The sequence below is a fragment of the Rahnella sp. PCH160 genome (genome assembly GCF_047784855.1).
Taxonomy (GTDB): Bacteria; Pseudomonadota; Gammaproteobacteria; order Enterobacterales; family Enterobacteriaceae; genus Rahnella.
This window is the reverse complement of sequence record NZ_JBLOGT010000001.1, coordinates 1,924,745-1,942,700: the sequence shown is the minus strand read 5'-3', so window position 1 is coordinate 1,942,700 and position 17,956 is coordinate 1,924,745. Positions and strand designations below refer to the sequence as shown.

At 51.6% G+C, this 17,956-nt stretch carries 16 protein-coding genes and 1 pseudogene; 3 read left to right on the top strand and 14 right to left on the bottom strand.

Annotated features, from left to right (window positions below):
* Positions 1-103: 103 nt before the first annotated feature.
* Positions 104-1,822, top strand: coding sequence for a proline--tRNA ligase (gene proS, locus ACM5QY_RS09045; RefSeq protein WP_416120302.1), 1,719 nt, complete (start codon positions 104-106; stop codon positions 1,820-1,822).
* Positions 1,823-1,906: 84 nt separating this feature from the next.
* Here proS and nlpE read toward each other — a convergent pair whose 3' ends face one another.
* The 3 genes from nlpE to ACM5QY_RS09030 are packed head-to-tail and all read right to left on the bottom strand — an operon-like array spanning position 1,907 to position 3,623.
* Positions 1,907-2,584 (bottom strand): envelope stress response activation lipoprotein NlpE, encoded by a 678-nt coding sequence (gene nlpE, locus ACM5QY_RS09040; protein WP_416120301.1) that lies wholly within the window; start codon positions 2,582-2,584, stop codon positions 1,907-1,909.
* A 56-nt stretch (positions 2,585-2,640) separates the two neighbouring features.
* Positions 2,641-3,096: an alternative ribosome rescue aminoacyl-tRNA hydrolase ArfB gene (arfB, locus tag ACM5QY_RS09035; RefSeq protein ID WP_416120300.1), complete on the bottom strand. Its 456-nt coding sequence runs from the start codon at positions 3,094-3,096 to the stop codon at positions 2,641-2,643.
* On the bottom strand, positions 3,063-3,623 hold the full coding sequence (locus ACM5QY_RS09030; protein WP_416120298.1) for a YaeQ family protein: 561 nt from the start codon (positions 3,621-3,623) through the stop codon (positions 3,063-3,065). Before ACM5QY_RS09030 ends, arfB begins: the two co-directional genes overlap by 34 nt.
* 215 nt (positions 3,624-3,838) lie before the next feature.
* Between ACM5QY_RS09030 and ACM5QY_RS09025 the strand changes: the two genes are divergently transcribed.
* A complete protein-coding gene (locus ACM5QY_RS09025) occupies positions 3,839-4,039 on the top strand; it encodes a YaeP family protein (RefSeq protein ID WP_416120297.1) in 201 nt (66 codons plus the stop codon).
* Positions 4,026-4,286 carry a Rho-binding antiterminator gene (rof, locus tag ACM5QY_RS09020; protein ID WP_101079200.1) on the top strand — a complete coding sequence of 87 codons (261 nt, stop codon included), beginning with the start codon at positions 4,026-4,028 and terminating at the stop codon, positions 4,284-4,286. The genes ACM5QY_RS09025 and rof overlap by 14 nt, the downstream gene beginning before the upstream one ends.
* Positions 4,287-4,355: 69 nt before the next feature.
* Here the strand turns inward: rof and ACM5QY_RS09015 are convergent, their stop codons facing one another.
* The 11 genes and pseudogenes from ACM5QY_RS09015 to fabZ form a co-directional block, all read right to left on the bottom strand.
* Positions 4,356-4,688 carry a c-type cytochrome gene (locus ACM5QY_RS09015; RefSeq protein WP_416120294.1) on the bottom strand — a complete coding sequence of 111 codons (333 nt, stop codon included), beginning with the start codon at positions 4,686-4,688 and terminating at the stop codon, positions 4,356-4,358.
* Positions 4,689-4,718: 30 nt separating this feature from the next.
* On the bottom strand, positions 4,719-6,065 hold the full coding sequence (gene tilS / locus ACM5QY_RS09010) for a tRNA lysidine(34) synthetase TilS (protein ID WP_416120292.1): 1,347 nt from the start codon (positions 6,063-6,065) through the stop codon (positions 4,719-4,721).
* Between the two features lie 4 nt (positions 6,066-6,069).
* Positions 6,070-6,462 (bottom strand): VOC family protein, encoded by a 393-nt coding sequence (locus ACM5QY_RS09005; RefSeq protein ID WP_416120290.1) that lies wholly within the window; start codon positions 6,460-6,462, stop codon positions 6,070-6,072.
* Positions 6,463-6,554: 92 nt separating this feature from the next.
* Positions 6,555-7,882 (bottom strand): annotated as a pseudogene (locus ACM5QY_RS09000) (IS4 family transposase).
* Positions 7,883-7,986: 104 nt separating this feature from the next.
* Positions 7,987-10,134 (bottom strand): lysine decarboxylase LdcC, encoded by a 2,148-nt coding sequence (locus ACM5QY_RS08995; RefSeq protein WP_416120288.1) that lies wholly within the window; start codon positions 10,132-10,134, stop codon positions 7,987-7,989.
* A 189-nt stretch (positions 10,135-10,323) separates the two neighbouring features.
* Positions 10,324-11,283, bottom strand: a complete 960-nt coding sequence (accA, locus tag ACM5QY_RS08990; protein WP_416120286.1) for an acetyl-CoA carboxylase carboxyl transferase subunit alpha — start codon at positions 11,281-11,283, stop codon at positions 10,324-10,326.
* Positions 11,284-11,295: 12 nt separating this feature from the next.
* Entirely contained in the window at positions 11,296-14,778 is a 3,483-nt protein-coding gene (gene dnaE / locus ACM5QY_RS08985) for a DNA polymerase III subunit alpha (protein ID WP_416120284.1), read from the bottom strand.
* A gap of 87 nt (positions 14,779-14,865) precedes the next feature.
* Positions 14,866-15,462, bottom strand: coding sequence for a ribonuclease HII (rnhB, locus tag ACM5QY_RS08980; protein ID WP_416120282.1), 597 nt, complete (start codon positions 15,460-15,462; stop codon positions 14,866-14,868).
* A complete protein-coding gene (gene lpxB / locus ACM5QY_RS08975) occupies positions 15,459-16,607 on the bottom strand; it encodes a lipid-A-disaccharide synthase (RefSeq protein ID WP_416120280.1) in 1,149 nt (382 codons plus the stop codon). Before lpxB ends, rnhB begins: the two co-directional genes overlap by 4 nt.
* Positions 16,608-16,625: 18 nt before the next feature.
* Positions 16,626-17,414 (bottom strand): acyl-ACP--UDP-N-acetylglucosamine O-acyltransferase, encoded by a 789-nt coding sequence (gene lpxA / locus ACM5QY_RS08970; protein ID WP_104924632.1) that lies wholly within the window; start codon positions 17,412-17,414, stop codon positions 16,626-16,628.
* Positions 17,415-17,417: 3 nt separating this feature from the next.
* On the bottom strand, positions 17,418-17,906 hold the full coding sequence (gene fabZ, locus ACM5QY_RS08965) for a 3-hydroxyacyl-ACP dehydratase FabZ (protein ID WP_183850297.1): 489 nt from the start codon (positions 17,904-17,906) through the stop codon (positions 17,418-17,420).
* Between the last annotated feature and the right edge of the window lie 50 nt (positions 17,907-17,956).

Genomic DNA, 17,956 nt, shown 5'->3' with positions numbered 1-17,956 from the left:
CTTTTGGCAACACCAACTCGCTGGTAAACTAAGCCACTTTTCACGTTTTGGCTGCCACTGGCAGCCCGATTGCAATTTGCAGTGCTAACGGAACCAACACATCATGCGTACTACTCAATATCTGCTCTCTACACTCAAAGAGACGCCAGCCGACGCAGAAGTCATCAGCCACCAGCTGATGCTTCGCGCAGGTATGATCCGCAAACTGGCCTCCGGCCTTTACACCTGGTTGCCGACAGGCTTACGTGTTCTCAAAAAAGTTGAAAACATCGTGCGCGAAGAAATGAACAACGCGAACGCCATTGAAATGTCGATGCCAGTGGTTCAGCCCGCTGATCTGTGGCAGGAGAGTGGACGTTGGGAACAATACGGTCCGGAACTGTTGCGTTTTGTTGACCGTGGCGACCGTCCATTCGTTCTGGGTCCAACCCATGAAGAAGTCATCACGGATCTGATCCGCAACGAAGTCAGCTCTTATAAGCAACTGCCGCTGAATTTCTTCCAGATCCAGACAAAATTCCGTGACGAGGTTCGCCCGCGTTTTGGTGTTATGCGCTCGCGTGAATTCCTGATGAAAGATGCCTACTCGTTCCACACGACGCAGGAATCTCTTCAGGAAACTTACGACGCGATGTATGCGGCCTACAGTCAAATCTTCAGCCGTATGGGTCTGGATTTCCGTGCTGTGCTGGCAGATACCGGTTCTATCGGTGGCAGTGCGTCCCATGAATTCCAGGTACTGGCGCAAAGCGGTGAAGATGACGTGGTGTTCTCTGATTCTTCAGATTTCGCAGCAAACATCGAATTCGCAGAAGCGCTGGCTCCGGCTGCACCTCGGGCTGCCGCAACGCAGGAAATGCGTGTGGTGGAAACACCGGATGCAAAAACCATCGCTGAACTGACAGAACAGTTCCAGGTTCCGGTTGAGAAAACCGTGAAAACCCTGATGGTACACGCGACTGCTGAAAGTGGTCATAAACTGGTTGCTCTGCTGGTTCGTGGTGATCATGAACTGAACGAAATCAAAGCTGAAAAACTGCCGCAAGTTGCTGCTCCGCTGACTTTCGCAACTGAAGCAGAAATCCGTGAAATCGTTGCAGCTGGCCCGGGGTCACTCGGTCCGGTTAATCTGCCAATGCCAGTAATTGCTGACCGCACCGTCGCCGCAATGAGCGATTTCAGTGCCGGGGCAAACATCGACGGTAAGCATTACTTTGGCATTAACTGGGATCGCGATGTTGCGTTGCCGGAAGTGGCGGATATCCGTAACGTGGTTGCCGGCGATCCAAGCCCGGATGGTCAGGGTACGCTGGTCATTAAACGCGGTATCGAAGTCGGTCACATCTTCCAGCTGGGCACTAAATATTCAGAAGCGATGAACGCGACAGTTCAGGGCGAAGATGGCCGTAACCAGGTCATGACCATGGGTTGTTACGGTATCGGGGTGACTCGTGTGGTGGCTGCGGCGATCGAACAGAACCACGATGACCGCGGAATTATCTGGCCGGACGCTATCGCACCGTTCCAGGTCGCTATTCTGCCAATGAATATGCACAAATCTTTCCGAGTGAAAGATGCGGCGGAAGCGTTGTACAAAGAACTGCGTTCTCACGGTATTGATGTGATCCTAGACGATCGTAAAGAACGTCCGGGCGTCATGTTCGCAGACATGGAACTGATCGGTGTTCCACACCACGTCGTGATTGGTGATCGTAATCTGGACGCTGAAGAGCTGGAATACAAAAACCGTCGCAGCGGTGAAAAACAAATGATCAAGCAAGGCGATATTGTTGAATATCTGCTGAGCCAGATCCCGCGTTAATGTTTTAGTGACAAATGTTCGCCCATAAAAATGCCCGCATCGCGCGGGCATTTTTGTTTGTGGTGTTCAGTAAAAGCGTAAGGCCTAAGGGCAAACTTTGTTGGCATCAAAACTGATATTCTTATCCGCAACAACCGCCCGTTGCATCTGCCCCTCTTCCATTGACGGTTCTGTCATAAAATGACCGTCCATCGAGATGAAGACCAGCTGGTTCGGCGCTTTACGCGCAGCAAGATAACCGGCTTCCAGCGTTTTATTGGCGGACATCGGGAAAATATTACCCGTTGCACAATCTTTGAAAGAGGCCGTATCGGCGCTGTATTGCATCATGCCGGTCAGTGCCATCGGCGTTTTCGGCAAGTTCTGCTGCACAGGCTTCAGCGTATAGTTAAATGAGGAAACGATCGGCTCCCCGCGCTGATCGAGCATTTCAAGATTTTCATCTTTCGGGTGGAAATAGCGCTTCTCACCACGACTGTCGGTCAGCACCAGCTTATCCGCAGTACGCGCCCAGCGGCCATAAGTGGCAAAGCTTTGATCGCCCTCTTTACTGCCCTGATACACTTCCTGCAGGATATAAGTCCCGTCCTGTTGCAGGAACAATGAGGTTTTTAAGCCGCTGCAATCTGCACAAGGCAGAACACCACTGTAACTTTGCTGCATCGCCTGAAGCGGTTTTTCATGATTGAAGGCAGCGGTATGGCAGCCGAACAGTGACAGCGCCCCGAGCGCCAGCACTGCCGTGATAATGATTTTTTTCACAGTTTCTCCCCTACTGCTTTTTCTTTGTGCTGCGAAATACCGTCTGGCAACACGATTTAAGACTGACGAATTTTGCCTCGTAATGCTTTTGTGGCACCTTTGCGCACTTTACCTTCTACGCGGCGAATTTTGGACCCTTTGGTTGGCTTCGTCGCCCGGCGAGGTTTTTCCACTACCATCGCCTGCGAAATCAACGCACTCAGCCGGGCCACAGCGGCTTCGCGGTTCTGTTCCTGGCTCCGGTATTCCTGGGCTTTAATGACGACCCAACCGTCGGCAGTAATAGAGTGGTGATTGAATGCCAGTAACCGCTCTTTATAATATTCTGGCAAACTCGACGCTTTAATATCAAAGCGTAAATGGATCGCCGTTGATGTTTTATTGACGTTCTGACCACCATTTCCCTGAGCGCGGATCGCCGTTAATTCAATTTCGCTGTCAGGGATTTCCAGCTTTCCGGAAAGGATTAGCACACTGATTACCTTCCGTCGTTTCCGGCAAACTCTTTCCATTCAGAAAAATGAATTTCCAAATTACTCTGAGCGTCGGAAAGCCAAATAGTTCCGTCCTGTAACGTTGCCTGTAAATCCATGGTACGGCTGCCAAAAGCGGTTAGCTGAGTCAGGAGTTCATCTTCTAAATAACGGATGCGAAGGTTGTTAAAACCTCTGACTTTCCCTTCTATTTGTGACCACCAGACTTTCGCCGCTCGCTCACCATAAGCGTAAAGCACGACTTCACGCGATTGGTTGCAAGCCTTTTTCAGGCGCTTCTCATCAGGCAACCCTAATTCAACCCATAATTCGATACCGTTATGATCGTTTTTACGCCAGATTTCGGGTTCATCTTCCGCACTGAGTCCACGGGTAAAAGTCAGTCGTTCATCGGCATGATAAATCCAGGCCAGCAGACGCAACATCATTCGTTGTTCTGTTTCTGAAGGATGCTGAGCCAAAGTCAGGTTGGCATCATGAAAGAAATTACGATCCATATCAGCAATGTTGATTGCTGCTTTATAAATTGTTGCTTTTAGTGCCATGGGAAACCTCTTGATATCAGACGCACAGTGTACTTGAAAGCATCTTGCCTAAACCAGTTTTCACCCGAAGGACGTTCTGAATAAAGGCTGTACGCAAACGATTTACCTTTACAGGCCTGCTAATAACTCACACTCTCCTGTGCTATAGTCGTTTAATACTGAGAGTTTATCTTTCTGCGCTTTCCTCAGAGGGATACGCTTTTTAGGGAGAACTTATGCAACAATACTGTGAATTGGTACGCCGTAAATATTCTGAAATCGCCAGCGGCGATCTCGGATATGTGCCCGATGCGTTGGGTTGTGTATTGAGAGCATTGGACGAAGTGGCAGCGAATGCTGATCTTCCGTCTTCCGTCAGGGACCAGGCGGCCTACGCCGCCGCCAACTTATTGGTGAGCGATTATGTCGATGAATGATGAGTACCAACCCATCAATTGTGATGACTACGATAATCTCGAGCTCGCCTGCCAGCATCACCTGGTTTTGACGCTGAAGCTGCGTAGCGGAGAAGTCGTTGAGGCAAAAGCCAAAGATCTGTTAATGCGCAAGAAAGTGGAGTATCTGGTGGTCGAGGCCAGCGGAGAACAACGCGATCTACGGCTTGATCATATTGAAAGCTTTAGCCATCCGGAAATTGGCACGGTGGTTGTGAGCGCCGAGTAAGCGATAACCTCCGTCAATATGACTTAACGGGCAATCTCAGGGTTGCCCGTTTGCATTTCTGCATCAGCCCTATTTAAGCGGCGTAAGACTGGCATAGTAGGCAGCCAGATCACTGATATCCTGCTCAGACAATGACGACGTAAATGCCTGCATGACGCCCGCCTGCCCGCCGCTGCGTTCTCCTTTCTGATAAGCGTGCAGCGCCAGCGCCAGATAATCTTCATTTTGCCCGGCGAGATTAGGGTAAATGACGTTCACCGCTCTGCCCTTTGTGCCGTGGCAAGAAGCACAACTTGCCGATTTTGACTGACCATCAGCGCTGTTTCCCTGTGCCAGAACCGGTGAACTCACTAACATCAGCGCCAATACTCCTGCAACCGCACGCATCAGAACTCCCAGCATGAAAACTCCCGACATGAACCGCTTTCTATTTTATTGAGCAACCGACCACACCAGCGACCATTGCCCTTCGTTATTTTCAGCCAGTGCCTGACGGGTGATAAACCAGCCGGCTGCGGCAATAAGCTGTTCATTGTAATAAATCAGCGGAATGCGATCCCGTTGCCAGGGAGGAACACCTAACTCATACCACAGTTTTTTTGCCTGACGAGCCCGATCGCGCCCGAACTTTTCGATCATCCCCTGAGCATGAAAACGAACGGTGATCGTTTCCCCGTCACGCGGCTGACGGATAACGCAGTTTTCACCATCATCAGCCAGATCCAGAGAAACAGATAAAACACCCAGATCATCTGGCAGCAGCAACATGTCAGCGGGATCCCAACTGATGACCTGATCTTTAAGTGACGAATATTGGGGCAGAAGGTACAGCCGCTGCCGAAATCGCCGTACCGATAGATTCCCAAGCTGAAGTTGCGCCTTTGCATCTTCACGGCTCATCGCAACCTCATCCCAAATCCTCTGCAACTGCTCGCGGGAAGGCATTTTTGCTCCCCGACCAGCCAGCCAGCGGCGCAATAACGCAGAGCGCCTTGCTGGCGAAAAACCTTCTATGCCCTCAACAGACAAGCTCCCCTGTTCATCTGTTAACGCAATCAGGGACTCATTGAGCAGTTCATCAAGAAGGGATTCCTGTTCCGCACATAACGAAGCACTGCGGGCGGTCGATTGCGCAAAGTGTGGCCAGCGCGCATAGAACGAAGGGAGAATATCGAGTCGCAGAAAATTACGATCAAAACGGTCGTCACCGTTGCTGTCATCCTCAACCCACGTCAGTTGGTGTTGATCTGCGTATTCCTCAAGCTGATCACGGCTGAGATCGAGCAACGGCCGCAACAGGCGATAACCCAGCCCCATACTGTCCGCGCTCATCGACGACAAACCCGCAGGGCCACTGCCGCGTTTAAGTGCCAGCAAAAACGTCTCACACTGATCGTTTAGATGCTGCGCCGTCAGTAATACTTCGCCCTCTTCCAACTGTGCTGAAAATGCCTGATAGCGCGCGGCTCTTGCCGCCGCTTCAATCCCGCCATCCTGAGCGTTGACCTGAACCTTTATGACGGACAGACCGATATTGCGGTGCTGGCAAAAATCATGGCAATGTGTCGCCCAGTGATCCGCAAACTGACTTAATCCGTGATGCACATGCAACGCCCGCAGCTGAATATCCGGGAGCTGGTCGTCCCTCAACTGCGCAAGACCCGCCAGCAAAACGGTTGAATCCAGGCCACCACTGAACGCCACGCAAAGTTTCCGTGCATGACCTATTTTATTGCGCAGATGCTCTGCCAGTAATAATGCTGACCGATGAGGATTCATGAGATTACCGCGACTCGTAAAGCTCTAACGGCAGGCCGTCGGGATCGGTGAAAAAGGTAAACTGTTTGCCGGTATAAGGATCGGTTCTCACCGGTTCGCAAACTACACCGGCTTCGTTCAGCGCACTGACGGACTGCCCGATATCTTCGACGCTGAATGCCAGATGGCGCAAACCACAAGATTCAGGCCGACTTGGCCGCGCAGGCGGATTGGGGAAACTGAACAGTTCAATTGTGTACTGACCGTTCAGTGCCAGATCGGCTTTCCAGGAATTACGTTCTTCACGGTAAAACTCGCCAAGCAGCGTAAAGCCCAGAATATCGCAATAGAAATGTTTGCTGGCCTGATAGTCGGAACCAATGACCGCGATGTGATGAATCTGGCGAAGATTAAGCATGATGATTTCCTGTTAATTCCTGCTGTGCACGTTACTCAGGGTGTTTGCAGACGTCAATAAAAAGCCCTCACGAAGAGGGTAATGCCAGTCAGTTAAGCAACTGACTGGCTTTTTTCCTGTGCTTTTGGATACTTCCGGGGTCTTTCCTTCACCACTCTCGGAAAGGCCCTTTCTCTTCTTATCGGCAGCTTCACCATCTGCGCCATACTCTCCAGATTACGCAACAGTTCGGGGATCCGGCCCGGAGATGCGCCCTGAAGCGTCATTAACATCCTCATCACCAGACTGCACGAGTCTGAGAAGCTTAGCTGATTCGGCCAGTAACCCTTTAGGGTTTTAGACATCTTAATCATCTGATAACGAACAAGATTATAGGCTAGTAATACCCCCCATAACTCCTGCTCGACAAGTTCTGGTTTTTTACTTCTCAGCGTTAACCGACTCAGTAACATCGTCTGCTTAATTTCACGATAACCCAGTTCGATTTCCCAACGGTGGCCGTAGAGATCGGCCATTTCCCCCCCGGGTACCGCATGGCATCTGTCATTGAGGTCAGCAGATGGCAGACTTTGCCTTTACGGGTAAACGTCAGAAGGCGAGCCGTCATTTCCTCCCCCAGATCAGGCCACTTTTTCCGGGCCTGAGGACTGGTTTTCATCCTTATCAGATGATCGCCTTTACCGAGTTTTCGCACCTCTTCGTACTGCGCTCCTTTTTTCAACGGGATCATCCAGTGACGGCTCTCTCCCGCCTGATGCCAGGCATTCAGCAGCCCCAGAGAATAATAACCTTTATCGAGTAAAGTCAGTGTGTTATCGCCTGTTTGTTCTATCAGTTTTTCTGCCAGCGTATATTCGCTTTCTTTCATCGTACCGAAGGCGGCAGCCGTAAGCAGGTGGCTGGTCAGTTCCATCTGGCAGACCATTTTCACCTGCGGATAAAGCCCCGGTTGCCCGGCATAGGTCTGTCGCGGGAAAGCCACATCATTTTCTGGTGTATCCTGGGTTCGCCAGACGACACCGTCCACCGCCAGTAATGTCAGACCACACCAGTGTGGATGGGTGACGGAGTTGTGCCACACCTGTGCCGTTTGGGTAAACACGCGGCGAACGGCATCACTTCCCAGGCGCTGGCGGGCCTGGATAACGGCGCTTGGGGCAACGAAGGGCCGGTTGCCGGGGAGCATAATATCCAGACGGTTCACGATTTGGTGGAGGGGTTCTTCGCGTTCGAGCGCCATGCCAATGATGCACCAGACCATCATTTCCAACGGGAGACGGCGTTTACGCAGCGTGACGGAACCTGACTCGGCCAGACAGCGGGAGACAAGGTCGGGATCCAGAACATCACCGAGAGAAGTCAGAGGGTTACGGGTAGAGTCGTAGCAGGAAACGAGCTCAAGAGCCTGAGCAATGCGCATAAAAAAAATCCAGAAACGAAGAACGTTTCTGGATTTTTACACAGCCACTGGATCGTTCAACTGATCCTTAACTGATCGGCATTACTCACGAAGAGGGCGGTTTGTTAACCCGCTTCCGGGAGTTTTAAAACTTTTACCAGGTAGCGCCCGTCTTCTGTGAGGCGGGTTCCATGAATATCGGTTTCAAAACCCGGATAACGCTCACCAATAGAGCAAAGCATAATCAGAAAATCGAGAACGGCACGGCTCTCTTCTGTAATCATCTCGCCGGGCATCACCACAGGAACACCCGGTGGATACGGCAGAATCATATTGGCGGACACTTTACCTATCAGTTCGTCAATATCGCACTCATCGATATGCCCGCGAACCTGATGCTGGAACATTTCGTACGGCGTCATTTTCATTTCAGGCAACACATCAAAAGCTTCGATCATCAGACGGGGAAGATCATGGCGGACAATCAGTTTGTGGATCCCCTGAGCCAGATCCTGAATACGCATATTACGATAGAAATCCGGATCCTCCGCATAGAGGTCCGGAAGCATATTTTTGACCCGAAGATTAAGATCGTAACTGCGTTTGAAATCGGTCAGCCCGCGCATCAGGCTCATGGATTTGGTTTTATCAATACCAATGCTGAACAGGAAAAGCAGATTGTACGGGCCTGTTTTCTCCACCACTACGCCACGCTCATCAAGGAATTTCGCCACCAGCGCCGCCGGGATCCCCTCTTCTTCGAGTTTGCCTGATTCATTCATGCCAGGCGTCAGGATCGTCACTTTGATCGGATCCAGATACATATGGTCGGTATCCGCATCAGCAAAGCCATGCCAGTTTTGATCAGGGTTCAGCGGCCAGCACTCGGCTTCATCAATATGTTCAGGTTGCCAGATATCAAAGAACCAGCCGTCAGTTTCCTCACGCAGCCTTTGAATCTCTTTGCGAAAATGCAGTGCACGTTCCACAGAACGGTTGATCAGCCGCCGTCCGGGATTTCCGCGCAACATAGCCGCCGCAGTTTCTGCCGACGCCACAATGCCGTAGTTCGGTGATGTGGTGGTATGCATCATATAGGCTTCATTAAAGGTGCTTTCGTTATAGTCACCTTTAATGTGAATCATCGAAGCCTGAGAGAACGCAGCCAGCAATTTATGCGTCGATTGCGTTTCATAAATCACTTTACCGGGAACCCGCTCGCCGCTCATTCCGCTTTTGCCATCATAAATCGGATGGAAGTTGGTGTAAGGCACCCACGCAGAATCAAAGTGAATCGACGGTACATCCAGCGTGCTTTTAATGTAATCCGTGTTGTAAAGCAGCCCGTCGTAGGTGGAATTGGTGATCACCGCATGTACAGGCCAGGTGGCGTTTTCAGTTTGCGCGATTTTCTCTTCAATACTTTCACGCGTGAATTCCCGCTGCGGGATCCCGCCCAGAATACCGTAGGCATTTCGGTTCGGACGCAAATACAGCGGCACAATGTTGGTCATCATCATCAGATGCGTCAGGGATTTGTGGCAGTTTCGGTCAATCAGCACCGTGCTGCCCGCGGGCGCGGCATACATCCCGACAATTTTGTTTGCCGTGGAAGTGCCGTTAGTGACGATATAGCTTTGCTCTGCCCCAAACGTCCGCGCGATGTATTCTTCCGCCTCTAAATGCGGGCCAGTGTGATCAAGCAGCGACCCAAGTTCCGTCACCGAAATCGACACATCCGCTTTCAGGGTCTTTGCACCGAAGAAATCATAAAATAGCGTCCCGACCGGGCTTTTCAAAAACGCCGTCCCCGCCATGTGGCCCGGAGTGCAGAAGGTATATTTGCCCTCTTCCACATAGGTGAACAGCGCTTTGGTCAGCGGCGGGGTAATCGTATCGATATATTCATCGGTGTACTGGCGGATACGCTTGGCAATATCATCAGAGGCCGCAAGCGCATATTCGAAGAAATACAGCACCATGCGCATCTCATTCACATCAACATCCAGCGTTGAGTGCGTATTAATAAACGCATAAAGCGGCAGGTATTCATTCAGTTCATTGATTTCAGTACAAAGCTCTTCACTGTGCTGGTCCCAGTCGAAAATCGCCCCGCAGATACGGGCATTATTTTCGATAAGTTTCAGTAAGTCTGCGCGATCGCGCGGATAAATAATCTGGAATCCGAGAAGCGTCAGGGCGCTATCCAGTTCGCGGATTGGCTCTTCTTTGTAGTAGGCCCCTTCCGGGCGCATGATAGCGATAATATTCATCTGACAAATCCTTCTGTTATATGTCTCTCGGGCATTTATAGAAACACGGTTAGTGAACGCTGTGTACTCTTTACCGCTGAGTTTCGAGCAAGTGAGGGAAATTTAAGAATGTAGGAAAATTTGAGAGGCAAAAATGGACAATAAAAAAGGCTATGCCGGAGCATAGCCTTTACGCAATACATGGCTGGATCAGCAGTAGCCGTAAGTCATCAGACGCTGATAACGACGGTTACGCAACTCTTCAGTACTCAAAGCATCCAGATCGCTGAGGTCAGCTTCCAGTTGCGCGCGCAGAGAGGCCGCCATCGCTTCGACGTTACGATGAGCGCCACCCAAAGGTTCCGGGATGACGGAGTCGATCAGTTTCAGCTCTTTCAGACGCGGGGCAACGATACCCATTGCTTCCGCTGCCAGAGGGGCTTTATCTGCGCTTTTCCACAGAATCGACGCACAGCCTTCCGGTGAAATTACCGAGTAGGTGCTGTATTGCAGCATGTTAACTTTGTCACCCACGCCAATGGCCAGAGCACCACCGGAGCCACCTTCACCGATGACGGTGCAGATAACGGGTACGTTCAGACGGGACATTTCGCGCAGATTACGGGCGATAGCTTCAGACTGACCACGTTCTTCTGCACCCACACCAGGGTATGCACCCGGAGTATCGATGAATGTGATGATTGGCAGTTTGAAACGTTCGGCCATTTCCATCAGGCGTAACGCTTTGCGATAACCTTCCGGTGCAGGCATACCGAAGTTACGGCGGATTTTCTCTTTGGTTTCACGGCCTTTTTGATGACCAATGATCATCACAGCACGTTCGCCCAGACGAGCAATGCCGCCAACGATAGCTTTATCGTCTGCGAATGCACGGTCACCGGCCAGTTCATCAAAATCGGTGAAGATATGTTTGATGTAGTCCAGGGTATACGGGCGACGAGGGTGGCGCGCCAGTTGGGCAATCTGCCAGGCGCCCAGATCAGAGAAAATCTTACGGGTCAGTTCAACGCTTTTCTCGCGCAAGCGTGCAACTTCTTCGTCCAGATTAATATCTAATTTTTCGTCTTGACGGCTGACTGCAGTCAGCGAGTCAATTTTCGCTTCCAGTTCCGCAATCGGCTGTTCAAAATCAAGAAAATTCAGACTCATAGCATTCCTATTTTAGTCAAATTCCAGTTCCACCTGCTCACTACCGACCAGGCCTCGCAAATCCAGCAACAGTTTGTCCGTTGGCGTTACACGCCATGACGCCCCGAATCGCAGCCGGGCTCTTGCATTTTCTCGTTGGTAATACAGATGCACTGGTATCGTCCCCGATCGGTGAGGTTCCAACGATTGGCGGAGACGGTTCAAAAGCTGGTCATCAATTTGCCTGTCAGTCAGCGAGATAGCAAGACCGCGAGCATATTTTTCCCGTGCTTCACTGATGTCCATTACATCGCGGGCCATCATTTTAAGCCCGCCACTGAAGTCATCAAAGCTGACCTGTCCTGTGGCGATAAGGATACGGTCTTTTTCCAATAAATGCTGGAATTTTTCCAACGCTTCAGTGAACAACATGACTTCAAGACGACCGGACCGGTCATCGAGAGTACAGATCCCAATGCGGTTACCGCGTTTGGTGACCATGACCCGTGCGGCGAGAACCAGCCCCACAGCGACGGTCATTTTGCCCCGTTCCGTCGGGTGCATATCTTTCAAACGCTGGCCACCGCCATAGCGTTCAATTTCTTTCAGATACTGCGTGATCGGATGCCCGGTCAGATACAAGCCGAGCGTTTCCCGCTCGCCGTCGAGCACCGTTTGCTCTGGCCACGGCATCACGTTTGCGTAAGATTTTTCAACCTGTTCAGGCGCTTCAGCCAGAACACCAAACATATCGACCTGACCAATCGCTTCCGCTTTCGCGTGCTGATCGGCCGCTTTCAGCGCGTCACTGAGAGAACTCATCAGCGCGGCACGGTGCGGCCCAAGCCGGTCAAAGGCCCCGGACATAATCAGTTTTTCAAGGATACGTTTGTTCAGCTTTTTGACGTCGGCCCGCGCGCACAAATCAAAGAGCTCTTTGAAATAGCCGCCTTCATTACGCGCTTCAATAATCGCTTCAATCGGGCCCTCACCCACGCCTTTTATCGCGCCGATACCGTAAACGATTTCACCTTCGTCGTTGACGTGGAAGTGATACAGACCGCTGTTGATATCCGGCGGCAGGATTTTCAGGCCCATACGCCAGCATTCATCCACCAGCCCGACGACTTTCTCGGTGTTATCCATATCAGCGGTCATGACCGCCGCCATAAATTCTGCCGGATAATGCGCTTTCAACCACAGCGTCTGATATGACACCAGTGCGTAGGCAGCGGAGTGGGATTTGTTAAAACCGTAACCGGCAAATTTCTCTACCAGGTCAAAGATTTTAATCGCTAGTTCGCCATCAATGCCGCGTGATTTTGCGCCATCTTCGAAGCCGCCGCGCTGTTTAGCCATCTCGACCGGGTTTTTTTTACCCATTGCGCGACGTAACATATCTGCACCGCCCAGCGAATAACCCGCCAAAACCTGCGCAATCTGCATGACCTGTTCCTGGTACAAAATGATGCCGTAGGTCGGCTCCAGTACCGGTTTCAGGGATTCATGCTGCCACTGAATATCAGGGTAAGAAATTTCTTCACGCCCGTGTTTACGGTCGATGAAGTTATCCACCATCCCCGACTGTAATGGCCCTGGGCGGAACAGCGCCACCAGTGCGATCATGTCTTCAAAGCTGTCGGGTTTGAGGCGTTTGATCAAATCTTTCATGCCGCGGGATTCAAGCTGGAAAACCGCTGTGGTTTCCGAGCGTTGCAGCATGTCGAAACTTTTCTTGTCATCAAGCGGGATCGCGGCGATATCCAGCGGTGCTTCGCCCGTTTTGGCGCGGCGGGCGTTGATCATTTCCAGCGCCCAGTCGATGATCGTCAGCGTGCGCAGGCCCAGGAAGTCGAACTTCACCAGCCCGGCGTATTCCACGTCGTTTTTATCGAACTGTGTAACCGGGTGATTACCTTCGGCATCGCAATAGAGCGGCGCAAAGTCGGTAATTTTTGTCGGCGCGATGACCACACCGCCGGCGTGTTTACCGGCATTACGGGTGACGCCTTCCAGCTGACGCGCCATATCGATCAGCGACCTAACTTCTTCATCCGCTTCATAAATCTCAGGCAACTGCGGCTCAGCGGCAAACGCTTTTTCCAGCGTCATGCCCGGATCCGGCGGGACTAATTTTGAGATACGGTCGACGAAACCGTAGGGATGACCCAGCACGCGGCCAACGTCACGGATGACCGCTTTCGCCGCCATCGTACCGAAAGTAATGATCTGCGAGACGGCTTCACGGCCGTACATTTCCGCGACGTGATCGATAACCCTGTCGCGTTTTTCCATGCAGAAGTCGACGTCAAAGTCGGGCATGGAAACACGTTCAGGATTAAGGAAACGTTCGAACAGGAGATCGAACTCAAGCGGATCCAGATCGGTGATTTTCAGCGCATAAGCCACCAGTGAACCTGCACCGGAACCGCGTCCCGGCCCGACCGGCACGCTGTTATCTTTCGACCACTGGATGAACTCCATAACGATCAGGAAGTAGCCCGGGAAGCCCATCTGGTTGATTACTTTGAGCTCGATATCCAGACGTTCGTCATATTCAGGGCGGCGCTGTACGCGGACTTCAGGATCCGGGAACAATGACTGGAGACGCTCTTCCAGCCCAATTTTTGATTTTTCGACCAGGAAATCTGCCGTGGTCATTTCACCTGTCGGAAATTGCGGCAGGAAATATTCGCCCAGGCGAATCGTGACATTACAGCGCTTGGCAATTTCCACGCTGTTTTGCAGCGCTTCGGGGATATCTTCAAACAGTTCGCACATTTCATCTTCACTGCGCATATATTGCTGCGCGGTGTAGTTTCGCGGACGTTTTGGATCATCAAGCGTAAAGCCATCGTGGATCGCTACACGGATCTCATGAGCGTCAAAGTCAGTCGGCAACATAAAGCGAACGTCGTTGGTCGCCACAACGGGCAACCCGCGCGCCGTCGCCAGCGCCACGGCGGCGTGCAGATAGTTTTCTTCTTCGGCGCGGCCGGTGCGGATCAGTTCGAGATAATAACGGTCGGGGAAATATTGCTGATAGAACTCCAGGCATTGCTCAACCTGCAGATCGTTTCCGCGGATCATGAACTTGCCGACATCCCCCATTTTCGCGCCAGAAAGCAGGAGCAGCCCTTCGTTCAGCTCAGCAAGCCATTCACGGTCAACAATCGGGCCTGCCGCGCCGTAGCCACGCTGGTAAGCACGGGAAATGAGCAGGGTCAGATTCTGATACCCCTGATTGTTCATCGCCAGAACGGTCAGTTGCGCGAGTTCATCGCCGAGGATTTCACTTTGGACATTCAGGTCTGCACCGATAATCGGCTTAACGCCCGCACCGTGCGCCGCACCGTAGAATTTCACCAGCCCGCACAGGTTGGTGAAGTCGGTAATAGCCAGAGCAGGCATGCCGAGTGACTCTGCGCATTTCACCAGCGGACCCACTTTCGCGAGGCCATCCACCATGGAATAGTCGCTATGTACGCGCAGATGAATAAAACGAGGTTCGGCCATATCCAGAGTCCAGAAATATGTGAATTAAGGGTTTATGTGCCCCACCATTTTATAATTAAAAGCTTGGGGCATAAACAAAGAGACGTGCTATGCCAGCCCGAGCGCGCGTTTCACCGGCGCAAAACTACGGCGGTGGTGGGCTGTCGCGCCAAGCCGGGCGAGACTTTCAAGATGCACCGGCGTCGGATAGCCTTTGTGTTTCGCAAAACCATATTCAGGGAACTGCAAATCCAGTTCAACCATTTCGCGATCACGGGTCACTTTGGCAAGAATAGATGCCGCACTGATTTCAGCGACTTTACTGTCGCCTTTCACCACAGCCTGAGAGGCCATAGGCAATTTCGGACAGCGGTTGCCATCAATCAGCACCATATCCGGCGTCAGTGCCAGACCGGCGACGGCTCTCTGCATCGCAAGCATTGTGGCATGCAAAATATTGAGTTCGTCGATTTCATGCGGTTCAGCACGCCCAAGGCTCCAGGCCAGCGCCTTTTCCTTGATTTCGATGTATAACGCTTCGCGACGTTTTTCGGAGAGCTTCTTTGAGTCTGCCAGCCCCGTAATCGGGTTGGCAGGATCGAGGATCACCGCAGCTGTCACCACCGCGCCAACCAGCGGACCACGACCGACTTCATCCACACCGGCAATACACACGGCCTGCGGATAAACAAACAATTCACTCATCGGTTTGCCAGCTCCATCACGGCCTGAGCGGCCTGCTCATCAGCATCACGACGAATGCTTTCATGCAATTTCAGGAAGATTGCACGCAATTCCTCGCTTTTTTCACCGCCCGCCAGTAAAGGCAGAAGTGCAACAGAAAGCTTTTCCGGTACGCATTCGGTTTGCAGTAATTCAGTCACGATTTCCCGTCTTGCCAGCAAGTTTGGCAATGAAACGTAAGGGGTTTTCACCAGACGCTCAGCCAGCCAATACGTGAAGGGTTTCATGCGATAACCCACCACCATCGGACATTTTGCCAGCATACATTCGAGCGCGGCTGTACCCGACGCCAGAAGGGCAGCATCGCTGGCAATCATGGCTTCACGCCCTTTGCCATCCAGCAAATGCGCAGGCAGGTCCGGTGCAATCTCAGCCTTGATACGCTCGAATTGCTCTCGGCGCTTAGCATTTACCAGCGGCACCACGATATGCAAATCAGGGTATGTCTGACGCAGCTGCAACGCTGTTTTCAAAAAATCCGCACTGAGCATTTCAACTTCGGCATGACGGCTTCCCGGCAATAATGCCAGGCAATGCACATCATCGGGGATCCCCAGAGATACGCGGGCCGCATGCTTATCCGGATGCAAAGGCATTGCGTCCGCCATCGTGTGACCGATGAAACGGCAGGGAACGTTAAATTTGTCGTAAAACGCTTTTTCGAAAGGCAGGAATGCCAAAACTAAGTCGGTTGCTTTCCCGATTTTGAAAACACGTTTTTGTCGCCAGGCCCAGACGGAAGGGCTGACATAATGAATCGTGCGGATACCGCGCTGTTTCAGACGGCCTTCCAGCGTGATGTTGAAATCCGGGGCATCAATGCCCACGAAAACATCAGGTTTAAGTTCGCTGAAGCGTCGTGTGAGGTCTTTGCGGATTTTCAACAGGCGTGGCAGCCGTTCTAACACTTCCACCACGCCCATCACTGCCAACTCTTCCATTTCGTACCAGGCTTCACATCCCTCTGCTTGCATCAGCGGACCTGCAACCCCCACAAAACGGGCATCAGGATGATGTTTCTTCAGGGCGCGAATCAGCCCGGCGCCAAGAATGTCACCGGACGTTTCACCGGCCACCAGGCCAATTGTCAGAGCAGGCTTTTGCATTGTCTTCCGAAGCGCAGATCAGCGAATAATGCCGCGAGTTGAGCGGCTAAAGAAATCACTGAAAGGTTTAGCTTTCGGGAATTCAGCAGCAATAGCGGCGATTTCCGGTTGAGCTTCTTCCAGCGTTTTTCCGCTGCGGTACAGTAACTTGTACGCATTACGGATCGCGTGCAGATCTGCTTTCTCAAAACCACGGCGCTTAAGACCTTCGATATTGATACCGAATGGTGTCGCATGGTTACCCTGCGCGATGACGAACGGCGGAACATCCTGAGCAACGCCAGAACAACCACCGACCATAACGTGTGCGCCGATGATGCAGAATTGATGCACTGCGGTCATACCGCCAATGATAGCGAAATCGTCGATCTCTACGTGACCGCCGAGCGTCGCATTATTCGCCAAAATACAGCGATTACCAATGACGCAATCATGGGCAATATGCGCGTTAACCATCAACAGGTTATCACTGCCCACTTTTGTCAGACTACCGCCCTGAACGGTTCCACGATGAATGGTCACGCTCTCACGAATATTGTTGCGATCGCCGACCTCAACGCGTGTTGGTTCACCGGCATACTTCAGGTCCTGGTTAATTTCACCAATGGAAACGAACTGGAAGATGCGGTTATCGCGACCGATTTTGGTCACGCCATTAAGAACTACGTGTGATTTAAGCTCAGTTCCTTCGCCGATTTCCACCTGGGAACCGACATAACAGAAAGGACCGATATGAACACCAGCACCGATAACGGCGCCTTCTTCAACAATAGCGCTTGGATGTATATAGGCGGTTTTGTCTATCATGTATTAAGACTCCCGGCGACGGGCGCACATCATTGATGCCTCGCAAGCAATCTCACCATCTACTTTTGCGACACCTTTAAAACGAGCAACACCACGACGCTCTTTAATGAATTCAACTTCCAGAATCATCTGGTCACCCGGCAACACCGGACGTTTGAAGCGTGCATCATCAATTGCTGCAAAATAATACAGCTCGCCCGGTTCCAACTTCCCTACGCTTTTAAACGCAAGAATACCCGTGGCCTGTGCCATGGCTTCCAGAATCAGAACACCTGGAAAAATCGGCTTACCCGGGAAATGCCCCTGGAAAAACGGTTCGTTAAAGGAAACGTTTTTCACTGCGCGCAAAAATTTCCCTTTTTCAAAATCCAACACACGATCAACCAGCAAGAACGGGTAACGGTGCGGCAATAAATCCAGTATCTCTTCAATACGCAGAGTATGAGTGTCAGTAGTCAAAATACTCTTCCTGTCTATAAAAACTGATGGCATCAAAAACACGGCCTGCCAGACCCCAAAAAAAGGTCATCAGGCAGGCCGCA

Excerpts from the sequence above, each read along its gene's own strand:
- proS (WP_416120302.1), top strand. The coding sequence starts at position 104 with ATGCGTACTACTCAATATCTGCTCTCTACACTCAAAGAGACGCCAGCC.
- arfB (WP_416120300.1), bottom strand. The coding sequence starts at position 3,096 with ATGGAAAGAGTTTGCCGGAAACGACGGAAGGTAATCAGTGTGCTAATC.
- ACM5QY_RS09030 (WP_416120298.1), bottom strand. The coding sequence starts at position 3,623 with ATGGCACTAAAAGCAACAATTTATAAAGCAGCAATCAACATTGCTGAT.
- ACM5QY_RS09025 (WP_416120297.1), top strand. The coding sequence starts at position 3,839 with ATGCAACAATACTGTGAATTGGTACGCCGTAAATATTCTGAAATCGCC.
- rof (WP_101079200.1), top strand. The coding sequence starts at position 4,026 with ATGTCGATGAATGATGAGTACCAACCCATCAATTGTGATGACTACGAT.
- ACM5QY_RS09015 (WP_416120294.1), bottom strand. The coding sequence starts at position 4,688 with ATGCTGGGAGTTCTGATGCGTGCGGTTGCAGGAGTATTGGCGCTGATG.
- tilS (WP_416120292.1), bottom strand. The coding sequence starts at position 6,065 with ATGAATCCTCATCGGTCAGCATTATTACTGGCAGAGCATCTGCGCAAT.
- ACM5QY_RS09005 (WP_416120290.1), bottom strand. The coding sequence starts at position 6,462 with ATGCTTAATCTTCGCCAGATTCATCACATCGCGGTCATTGGTTCCGAC.
- ACM5QY_RS08995 (WP_416120288.1), bottom strand. The coding sequence starts at position 10,134 with ATGAATATTATCGCTATCATGCGCCCGGAAGGGGCCTACTACAAAGAA.
- accA (WP_416120286.1), bottom strand. The coding sequence starts at position 11,283 with ATGAGTCTGAATTTTCTTGATTTTGAACAGCCGATTGCGGAACTGGAA.
- dnaE (WP_416120284.1), bottom strand. The coding sequence starts at position 14,778 with ATGGCCGAACCTCGTTTTATTCATCTGCGCGTACATAGCGACTATTCC.
- rnhB (WP_416120282.1), bottom strand. The coding sequence starts at position 15,462 with ATGAGTGAATTGTTTGTTTATCCGCAGGCCGTGTGTATTGCCGGTGTG.
- lpxB (WP_416120280.1), bottom strand. The coding sequence starts at position 16,607 with ATGCAAAAGCCTGCTCTGACAATTGGCCTGGTGGCCGGTGAAACGTCC.
- lpxA (WP_104924632.1), bottom strand. The coding sequence starts at position 17,414 with ATGATAGACAAAACCGCCTATATACATCCAAGCGCTATTGTTGAAGAA.
- fabZ (WP_183850297.1), bottom strand. The coding sequence starts at position 17,906 with ATGCCATCAGTTTTTATAGACAGGAAGAGTATTTTGACTACTGACACT.